The 8,488-nt window shown below is 38.2% G+C and carries 9 protein-coding genes and 1 pseudogene; 4 read left to right on the top strand and 6 right to left on the bottom strand.

The features are described 5' to 3' along the window. Positions 1–14 precede the first annotated feature (14 nt). On the bottom strand, positions 15–239 hold the full coding sequence (locus LJE12_RS18825; protein WP_025581271.1) for a hypothetical protein: 225 nt from the start codon (positions 237–239) through the stop codon (positions 15–17). A gap of 310 nt (positions 240–549) precedes the next feature. Between LJE12_RS18825 and LJE12_RS18820 the strand changes: the two genes are divergently transcribed. Together LJE12_RS18820 and LJE12_RS18815 are read left to right on the top strand one after the other, a co-directional pair. Next, positions 550–798 carry a hypothetical protein gene (locus LJE12_RS18820; protein ID WP_025581272.1) on the top strand — a complete coding sequence of 83 codons (249 nt, stop codon included), beginning with the start codon at positions 550–552 and terminating at the stop codon, positions 796–798. Continuing rightward, positions 770–1,036, top strand: a complete 267-nt coding sequence (locus LJE12_RS18815; protein ID WP_319638469.1) for an HNH endonuclease signature motif containing protein — start codon at positions 770–772, stop codon at positions 1,034–1,036. Before LJE12_RS18820 ends, LJE12_RS18815 begins: the two co-directional genes overlap by 29 nt. Positions 1,037–1,076: 40 nt before the next feature. Here the strand turns inward: LJE12_RS18815 and LJE12_RS18810 are convergent, their stop codons facing one another. From LJE12_RS18810 to LJE12_RS18800, 3 genes and pseudogenes are all read right to left on the bottom strand, one after another. Beyond that, positions 1,077–1,550, bottom strand: a complete 474-nt coding sequence (locus tag LJE12_RS18810) for a hypothetical protein (protein WP_055152144.1) — start codon at positions 1,548–1,550, stop codon at positions 1,077–1,079. A gap of 747 nt (positions 1,551–2,297) precedes the next feature. Continuing rightward, positions 2,298–3,785: a hypothetical protein gene (locus tag LJE12_RS18805; RefSeq protein WP_055152142.1), complete on the bottom strand. Its 1,488-nt coding sequence runs from the start codon at positions 3,783–3,785 to the stop codon at positions 2,298–2,300. Between the two features lie 159 nt (positions 3,786–3,944). Continuing rightward, a pseudogene (locus tag LJE12_RS18800) lies at positions 3,945–4,379 on the bottom strand (Archaeal ATPase); the annotation flags it as partial. 251 nt (positions 4,380–4,630) lie between these two features. On the opposite strand from LJE12_RS18800, the gene LJE12_RS20110 reads away from it, so the two are divergent. Then, positions 4,631–4,765 carry a hypothetical protein gene (locus LJE12_RS20110; protein ID WP_255610876.1) on the top strand — a complete coding sequence of 45 codons (135 nt, stop codon included), beginning with the start codon at positions 4,631–4,633 and terminating at the stop codon, positions 4,763–4,765. Between the two features lie 47 nt (positions 4,766–4,812). On the opposite strand, the gene LJE12_RS18795 is transcribed toward LJE12_RS20110, so the two are convergent. Beyond that, a complete protein-coding gene (locus LJE12_RS18795) occupies positions 4,813–5,421 on the bottom strand; it encodes a hypothetical protein (RefSeq protein ID WP_006857836.1) in 609 nt (202 codons plus the stop codon). Beyond that, a complete protein-coding gene (locus tag LJE12_RS18790) occupies positions 5,414–5,599 on the bottom strand; it encodes a hypothetical protein (protein WP_014080774.1) in 186 nt (61 codons plus the stop codon). Before LJE12_RS18790 ends, LJE12_RS18795 begins: the two co-directional genes overlap by 8 nt. Positions 5,600–5,936: 337 nt before the next feature. On the opposite strand from LJE12_RS18790, the gene LJE12_RS18785 reads away from it, so the two are divergent. Further along, positions 5,937–7,619: a recombinase family protein gene (locus tag LJE12_RS18785; RefSeq protein WP_227227139.1), complete on the top strand. Its 1,683-nt coding sequence runs from the start codon at positions 5,937–5,939 to the stop codon at positions 7,617–7,619. The last annotated feature ends 869 nt before the right edge of the window (positions 7,620–8,488 follow it).

The raw sequence follows: 8,488 nt of genomic DNA, 5'->3' as shown, positions 1-8,488 counted from the left end.
TATAGCAAATTTTTTCAGTACTGTAAAGTATTGTTACTAACCGGATACAGCACTACTACAATTTTGAATTCTCCGAGGTGAAAAGTCGTGAAATTATCATAGATGTATTCACCTGGCATGAGATTCATGTCTTCTTTTTTGAATGGAACCAATACCTTTCCTTCTTCTACTGGCTTGCCATCAAAACTCTTTTTGTCACTGTACTTCTGTGTGTTGCTGTAATTTGCAATTCTTCCCATAGGATTTTCCTCCATTGATTTGCGTTGGAGGAAACCTCACGGGAAATATTCTTTTGTCCTATCAGTCGACCGTTCATAGGGTTCCTCCTATAATCCGGTCAGCTGCTCTTCTTAGGGCTGACGTTTACGAGTTGCTTCATTCTTCTGACGGAAGAGCCTTCACCTTGGCCACGGTGGTAGCAATCAGTCGAATGAAGAGCGTATTTGTAATGCACCTCAGCTCTTGGCGCAAGATTATTTGTATGTTTACATTTTAAACCCTATATGTCATACTTTCTATATACCGCACCGTATGACATTGGAGGTTAAAATGATTACATCAGATATTGGTTTTTGGGTTGACAATTATGTTGGGACCTATCAGATAATAGAATCTGAAGGTAAAAAGTATATAGCTTCAAAGGAGTTTCATCCTGCTAGAAACGGAGAAGCTGAACTAAAGAAGAAACGTCTATTTATGGATCTATTCAAAAATAATGAATACATATTGATTCAGCTCGCGAATGTTGATACTAAGGATGAAAATTCTATTGTTACAGAAGTGGATTTATGCAAGTGAGCGTGGTTACGGTGCCAAGTGGCAACGTGAGAGAAGGAAGTTTTTAGATAGCAATCCATTCTGTGTGAAATGTTATGAGGAAGGACATCTTACGAAAGCTACAGTCGTGGATCATATCAAACCTCATCGTGGTAATCAGAAACTCTTCTGGGATCGTGGGAACTGGCAGGCCCTTTGCAAGAGATGCCACGACAGAAAAACTCTGACAGAAGATATTAATCCTGTGTATAGATATTAAAAAACCTTCGCCGAAGAAGCGAAGGTGAAGGGATGATATATTAAGATGTTAGTTCAGAAGTGAAATTAATAAGAGATGATTCTCTATATAGCGCTTCTCTGTTAATACGGTTTTTCTTTAACGCTTTTTTAAATCCAGAAAGATATACGGTGAACTCTGAGATAATATTATTGTAGTCAGCAGTTATTTTGTTCCACTGCTTGTTAGGTATTTTTTGTGTTGTTGGTATTTCTATGTATTTGCTGTCATTAACAATAAGCGCATAGCGATAATCCAATCCAGCATCCGATCGAGAAGCCGAAGGAACCGAGTGACCGATTCTACCATAAGGACGCACATCAGCACCTAGATTATTCCTAAGCGGAAGATAATAATCATTTCCATCGTTAGTTATTTTTAAACACAAATAGGATCGGTGTGACTGCTTTGCAGTGTTTCCAGGGTCAAGCATTTTTACAAATGATGAATGTTCTTTGAAGTATTGTTCTTTTATATAGCAACAAGTGATACTCATGATTTATTCTCCCAGTAAAAAAGGAGAAGCTGATGTGCTTCTCCTTCATCGCTAATTTCTTCGGTTTTTTATTAGCCAGGTGCTTCCGAAAAACCCCTCACAATTTCTTCGGTTTTTTATTAGCCAGGCGATTCCGACAAAAGCCTCAAAAGAAAGCTTTGCTTTCTTGCTTATATTATATGCAAATAATTGTAGATTGTCAATGGAAATTTGTGGTAAACGAAGCCTAACCAAGCAGTGATAGTCGCTATGCATCTTCTCGGATTACGACTCACATCATTGCTTGAAACAATAATAACAATAAAAGATGTTGATATCAATAGTAGAACGATACTTTACAAATATAATAATGGAACTAGGGGGTTACTGTTCACTGGTAATATCCCGCGAGGTGTTTTTTGTGAGCGAAGGTCACAGAAAACCCGAGATATACCGCGCGAATTTATGCGATTAGCATAAATTCTGTGCATCGCGAAGCGTGTTACTGAGAACAGAGTGAACAGTAATACTAGGGGCGGTACGAATCTCTGAAATCAAAACGCTTAAAGACCGGCGCCCCCTCTTCTGTGCAAAATCGCGAAATGAAAAATGATTTTATGATCTCTCGGAATCTTGAGTGATCATGCCAGCAAAACTCTGGCATTGAACTTTGAAAAGTAAATATTATTCTTGAACGTAAAAATGAACGCAAGAAATAAACATAACTGTCGCTATGTTTTAAAAAATGAGATATAATAATCTACAGGATTATGCTACATCCAAAATCAACTTTCGCGGGGTGACTTCAGATGGCAGATCCCAAGCATCCAGATGCTGTAACATCAGGATGTGATAAAGGCGGCAGTACCACATCTTAGTTGAGCGGTGTCTGTCGTCTTCTAGTTTAAAGTCTAATTTCTCACGTTTGTTAGAGCGTTCAGCAGAAGTTCTTGCATTGTATTCCAGTTTCCATTCCTTACTGCTTCTTGGCGGATTATTAAACAATCTTGGATTATCTTTCAGAACCAGATGGACTGTACGTCCGTATTTGACATTTGAGCAAGGGTTTTCGCATGTACAGGAGATACAGCCACTGGTGTGACTGATCTTAGGACATTTGAATTTCATTCTGCCTTTAGCAACTTCAATACCATCTCGACGCATACGATATCCAGAAGGACAAATAGGAACACCATCTTTATCAATTGTAAAGTCGTTTTTGTAAATGGGAGGTCTTCCACCTTTTCCGTTAAGGTCAATAAAAGGCGTTATATTTTCACGCTTGAAGTATTGATAGTAAGGCATTGCATCATGGGCAGAATCTAAAGGTACTTTAGAAACTGAGTATTCAGGAAGAAATGATTTCATTCTGAAAAAAGCGTGCAGGAATCCATGTGAATCATGTTTTGAAGCACAGGAAAAATGAGGGAATACAGGTAAGTCACTCTGTGAATCAACAAGCATATACAAGTCATATCCGTGATAATAACAGTCCTGAGAGGAATCCCATCCGATATCACAGTCAGGCTGGGAAAAATAGCGGTTACAATTACAGTCATGGATACCATTCTCTTTACATTTGCAGATACGTTTTTTTCGTTCTCTGTGTGAAGTTACAACAGGCGTTCCATCACCCGCTAATGCTAAAGCATCTGCAGGGATAAGCCCTGTAGAAACAGAAATCTCAAGGAATTCCTTTTGATAGATTTTAAAGAGAGAAGAATAAGGCTGTTCATCAAGTTTAAAATCTGTTTTCTCCAAGGTCGGAAGAAGATCGGCAACTGTAACTTTTTCCACGGAATCAGCTTTTGTACCTTTTGTTTTAGGCCTTTTGACCTTAGTCTTCAGCGGATGGATGTGTGGTGACATATGATCATCATCAGAGTTCCATAAGCGGTTTAAAAAATCATAAAAAGTACCAACACCGGGAGTGTTACCAACTTCAAATCCACTAAGGATAGCATAAAGAGGATTCATTTTAAGCTGAGCAGCCCATTCCGTTAATGAAGTAACTTTAAAGTCAATGGAAAGAAGATAAGAACGCTGCATGCAAGAAGGAGTTCGTGGAGCTGGTCCGAATTTTGAATATTTATCAGCCATAAAAGTATCAGTAAAAGATAAATCGAGATTCCAAAACCGCTCAATGATATCCCAGGTGGAACGAGCAAGAGCATTTGGATTAGGATAATATTTACGAAGATTAGTAACAACAAAGTTTTGGTAGTCAGCATGACTGCCACAATTAACAGGTAACATAAAAATCGCCCTCCAGTCGATAAAATAAAATATATTCAATCGGCTTCGTCGCAAATTTTGAGCGATTTGTCAAGTGTTTTTGGCAAAAAAAGTGGGGGATTTTAATAAAAAGGAATCAGAAAGCCTTGATTTTACTGGGCCGAAGATTCCGAGAGATCATTCCAGCACAATGGGGGATAAAGATTCTCTGGCGAGTAGCTTCTGATTTTGGGTATTACGTTTGATGAATTGGCGTTCCATGCCAAAAGAAATCAGTTTTGCAAGAAAAAGTAGTCTTGAACTGGCTGGTTTATATAAGAAAGTCAGGTTTTTCTTTTTCGCATCTGAAATGCTGTCATCCTGAATGAATAAAGTGTAAATATCTTGCATAGCCATATTACAGTCAGACATCAGTGGAAGAAGATTCTGGTGGATAGTATGAGCTAATTTTTCCTGATTGGATGGCTTGGAATAGTAAGCGGATATTTTAGGACTGATTTTAGCCTGACCAGTCATCCAGCGGCAAACCAGACCGTTGTCCATTGAAAAATCCTGATTTGCCGGATCATCCATAAAATCTTCAAATAATTCGTATAAAAAATCAGGCTGACTCATTTGATTACTTTCGCTGATATGATTTTTTAAGCAAGTGCTAATAGAAGAAAAATTGCATCGATTCAATAGAAATTCCCCTTTCGTAGTTAAGATTAAGTATATCTATACTTAATACGAACATATATTCAATTCAAGAAAACGCGGATATTTTTAAATTGATTGTGTCAATTTACAATCAATTTCTATTCAATGTGGTTTTCCGGCAGATTCTGTAAAATAAGCTCAGATTAAAACAATGACGGGAGGAGCTTATGCAACAGAATATTGAATTTGAGCGGTGCATTGATTTTCTGGTACGGATGATTGATAAGTACGGCGATGAAGTCCTCCGTGAGTTGGAGGAAGAAAAACAGAATAAGCAAGAAAAAGAAGCGGCAGTTTCCTGAAATACAAAATGTAAATCAGACTGTCGCTTTTTTCATGCATTTTTAAATCAAATAAATTTTAAAAGCTGATGCAGAGTGTGTGGCTCATTATTCTGAGAAGCGGTAATACGAGTATCAAATGGCTTGAAATGATTCTGCGTATAAAAGCTCAGAAGAAATTCATTATCTTCGCATTCAAGAAACTCCATAACGCCACCTACGGAATATTTGAGACTGGATATGGTTTCCAGTGCAAATCCCAGTAGAATATTTCCAGGAATTCGTTTTTCCTTTGGAAGAGAATAGTTCTTTCCCAACTGGGCGATCAGGTAAGCTGCGGTAGTATAGGATTGTGTTTCTTCATCCAAAATACTGACACGGGACAGCTTTTTTGCCATTGTCTTGCTGATATTTGAAGCACGGACAGAGATGGGTTTTACTGTAAGTGAAAAATAACCAACCAGTGAAGCATCTTCAGCATCAAATACCAGATAAGTGATAGATTGATCTTTTTTGGTAAACTCAATCGCATTATGTAATAAAAAGTATTCCACATCGGGATTTTTGGGACAAGAAAAATCGGAGAGTAAGTCGTAAAGACTTTCCTCTCCGATATATGTCGGTTCGTCTTTATCCAAATATGCCCGAATATTAACGGTAAAATATTTATCAGACATGTTTTTTCTTCCTTTTTGACATTAAAGCTAAGATTTCCTGTGGGTTCGTTAACTGACGTCCGGGAAGTGTCTGCTTTGGTGTGCGGTCACGGTCGGCTTCGTCAATTGCTGCGACAAAACGCTTTACGCTATTTGGATTGGATACGACAAAATTATGAGTAATACTTGAAGTAGCCATACTAACACCTCCTCTTTTTTGGCTTTTTTGTGTATTTATAGTATATGCAATGTGTGATAAAAACACAATATCAAAAACAGAAATTATTTCTAAATAATTTTCAAGCCGGACATTTATTAGACGCTTCCGGTAAGCGAACAATATTTTCGAGCCAATCATTTATAAGTCGCCAATGGTGGGCGGGCAATATTTTGATAACAGAAATGTTCTGTATCTAACTTAATTATACGATTGGCGAAGAAATGCGTCAATACGGAAAATAAGTATTGAAAATGGTTGGAACAAGTACTAAAATAAAGTTGGGACAACAAAACAGAGTTATACTGCGAGGAAGACTATGAAGAATAAAAAGATTAAATGCGATATATATACCAGAGTATCCACAACCATGCAGGTAGATGGTTACAGTCTGGATGCCCAGAGAGAAAAACTTAAGAGATATGCAGAATTTCAGAACATGGAAATCGTAAATGAGTATTCAGATGAAGGTAAGTCTGGAAAGAGCGTAGAGGGCAGACCGGAATTTCAGAGAATGTTGGATAATATTGAGAATGGAACAGATGAGGTGCAGTTTGTACTGGTGTTCAAGCTTTCCAGATTTGGTCGTAATGCGGCAGATGTATTAAACTCTTTGCAGAGGATGCAGGATTTTGGAGTGAATCTGATCTGTGTAGAAGATGGGATTGACAGCTCAAAAGATAGTGGAAAGTTGATGATTTCTGTCTTGTCTGCGGTGGCAGAGATTGAAAGAGAGAATATCCTTGTTCAGACAATGGAAGGACGCAAGCAGAAAGCCAGGGAAGGAAAATGGAACGGCGGGTTTGCTCCATATGGTTATGAATTGGTAAATGGAGAATTGCAAATCGCAGAGGACGAAGCGGAGATTATTCGCCTGATCTATGATAAATTTATTCATACTAATATGGGAATCTCAGCGATTGCTGCATGGCTGAACCAGCATGGATATAAAAAGAAAAAACGACAGAATAATACACTGGATGCATTTGCTTCTTCGTTTATAAAAGGCGTTCTGGATAATCCGGTATACTGTGGAAAGCTGGCTTATGGACGAAGGAAAAACGAGAAAGTCTCTGGTACAAGAAATGAATATCGCATTGAAAAGCAGGAAAATTATATGCTGCACGATGGTATCCACGAAGGGATTATTTCAGAAACAGACTGGGAGCTGGCTCATCAAAAACGGGAAAAAACAGGTGTGAAATATGAAAAGACACATAGCCTCGATCATGAGCATATTTTATCCGGAATATTGAGATGTCCGTTATGTGGAAGCGGTATGTATGGAAACGTGAACCGAAAGAAAAAGAAAGACGGAACTTTATATAAGGATTATTTCTATTATGCCTGCAAACATCGTCGCCTGGTAGATGGTCATAAATGTGGATATCGTAAACAATGGAGCGAAGAGAAGATTAACAATGCAGTGGAAGAAGTTATTCGGAAGCTGGTGAAGAATCCGAAATTTGAAGAAGCAATTCTGAATAAAATCGGTTCAAGAATTGATACAGAAGAAATAGAAAAAGAGATTGAAAGACTGGAAAAACAGTACAGGCAGTTGACCGGAGCAAAAGGAAGACTTGGACAGCAGATGGATAGCCTGGATATCATGGATAAATTTTATGAGAAGAAATATCAGGATATGGAGACAAGGTTATACCGTTTGTATGATGAGATTGAAGGCGTGGAGAACAGTATAGAAGAAGTCAAGAACCGCCTGTTGAATATCCGGCAACAGAAAATATCAGAAGAAAATGTCTATCAATTTCTTTTATATTTTGATAAACTATATGATAAGTTCACCGACCTGGAGAAGAAAGAATTTCTTAACAGCTTTGTAGAACAGGTGGACATTTACGAGCAGGAGCAGCCAGATGGCAGATTCCTGAAGCACATAAAGTTCCGTTTTCCGGTGTATTTTGGAGATAGAGAGACACAGGAACTTTGTTGGGACAACGAAAGTACCGTTGAAAGTTGCGCTTTATTGTCTAAACTAGAATAAAAACTGGATGAGAAGGTGACTAGTACATCGTTTTCGAAATAACTATACCACTCACTTGTCTGCGAATCCGATTGCACAGGTCTAAAAGCCTCAGCGTAGCCCGCTACGCCTGCGTTTTTATACCAGCACACTCGAATCCGCATCCTACGCGATTGGTATAGTTATTTACGAAACGATGTACTAGAATTCGAAGAATCGCCATATAAGTCAACAAATGCCGGGTAAACTGATGACTAGAATTCGAAGAATCGCCATATAAGCCAACAAATGCCGGGAAAGCATATGACTGGAATTCGAAGAATCGCCATATAAGTCAACGAATATCGGGAAAGCATATGACTGGAATTTGAAGAATTGTCATATAAGTCAACGTATGTCAGGGAAACTGATGACTGGAATTTAAAGAATCATCATTTGAGTCAATACATGATTGATATTTGTTGACTAGGAGGTGCATATTTTTGTCATCGTGAAGCGTGTTGCTGTGAACAGTAACGAGGTGGTGCTTATGAGCTCCAGACTGACAAAAAATCTACTTGATAAATATAGATCAATATGATAAAATGAGGCCATTCTCCGCGAGGGAGTAATCGGCATATTCCGGAACATTTTTTAGATATGTTTTGAAGAGTGTGTAGTACTATCGACATAATGGTGCCATATGCACCCGGTATTACAGTAAACGATGAGACTCATGGACAGTTAAAACAGCTGTCTGTGTGTCTCTTTTTTTATGCTGCAGGAACATTACAGCAGTTCAGATAACATAAAAAAGTCTTCCGGGAAGGGTTCTATGTTACTGAAAAATTATTTTATATAGGTAATTGCGAAACAAGTTCGCAATCTTGATTGAAAACAAGGATAGAATC

This window comes from Blautia sp. DFI.6.71, from assembly GCF_020593585.1.
Taxonomy (GTDB): Bacteria; Bacillota; Clostridia; order Lachnospirales; family Lachnospiraceae; genus Blautia_A; species Blautia_A wexlerae.
This window is presented reverse-complemented; position numbering and strand designations above follow the sequence as displayed.

Bases quoted from the DNA above. Each gene is read 5' to 3' on its own strand.
- LJE12_RS18820 (WP_025581272.1), top strand. From the start codon at position 550: ATGATTACATCAGATATTGGTTTTTGGGTTGACAATTATGTTGGGACC.
- LJE12_RS18825 (WP_025581271.1), bottom strand. From the start codon at position 239: ATGGGAAGAATTGCAAATTACAGCAACACACAGAAGTACAGTGACAAA.
- LJE12_RS18810 (WP_055152144.1), bottom strand. From the start codon at position 1,550: ATGAGTATCACTTGTTGCTATATAAAAGAACAATACTTCAAAGAACAT.
- LJE12_RS18790 (WP_014080774.1), bottom strand. From the start codon at position 5,599: ATGGCTACTTCAAGTATTACTCATAATTTTGTCGTATCCAATCCAAAT.
- LJE12_RS18785 (WP_227227139.1), top strand. From the start codon at position 5,937: ATGAAGAATAAAAAGATTAAATGCGATATATATACCAGAGTATCCACA.
- LJE12_RS18805 (WP_055152142.1), bottom strand. From the start codon at position 3,785: ATGTTACCTGTTAATTGTGGCAGTCATGCTGACTACCAAAACTTTGTT.
- LJE12_RS20110 (WP_255610876.1), top strand. From the start codon at position 4,631: ATGCAACAGAATATTGAATTTGAGCGGTGCATTGATTTTCTGGTACGG.
- LJE12_RS18795 (WP_006857836.1), bottom strand. From the start codon at position 5,421: ATGTCTGATAAATATTTTACCGTTAATATTCGGGCATATTTGGATAAA.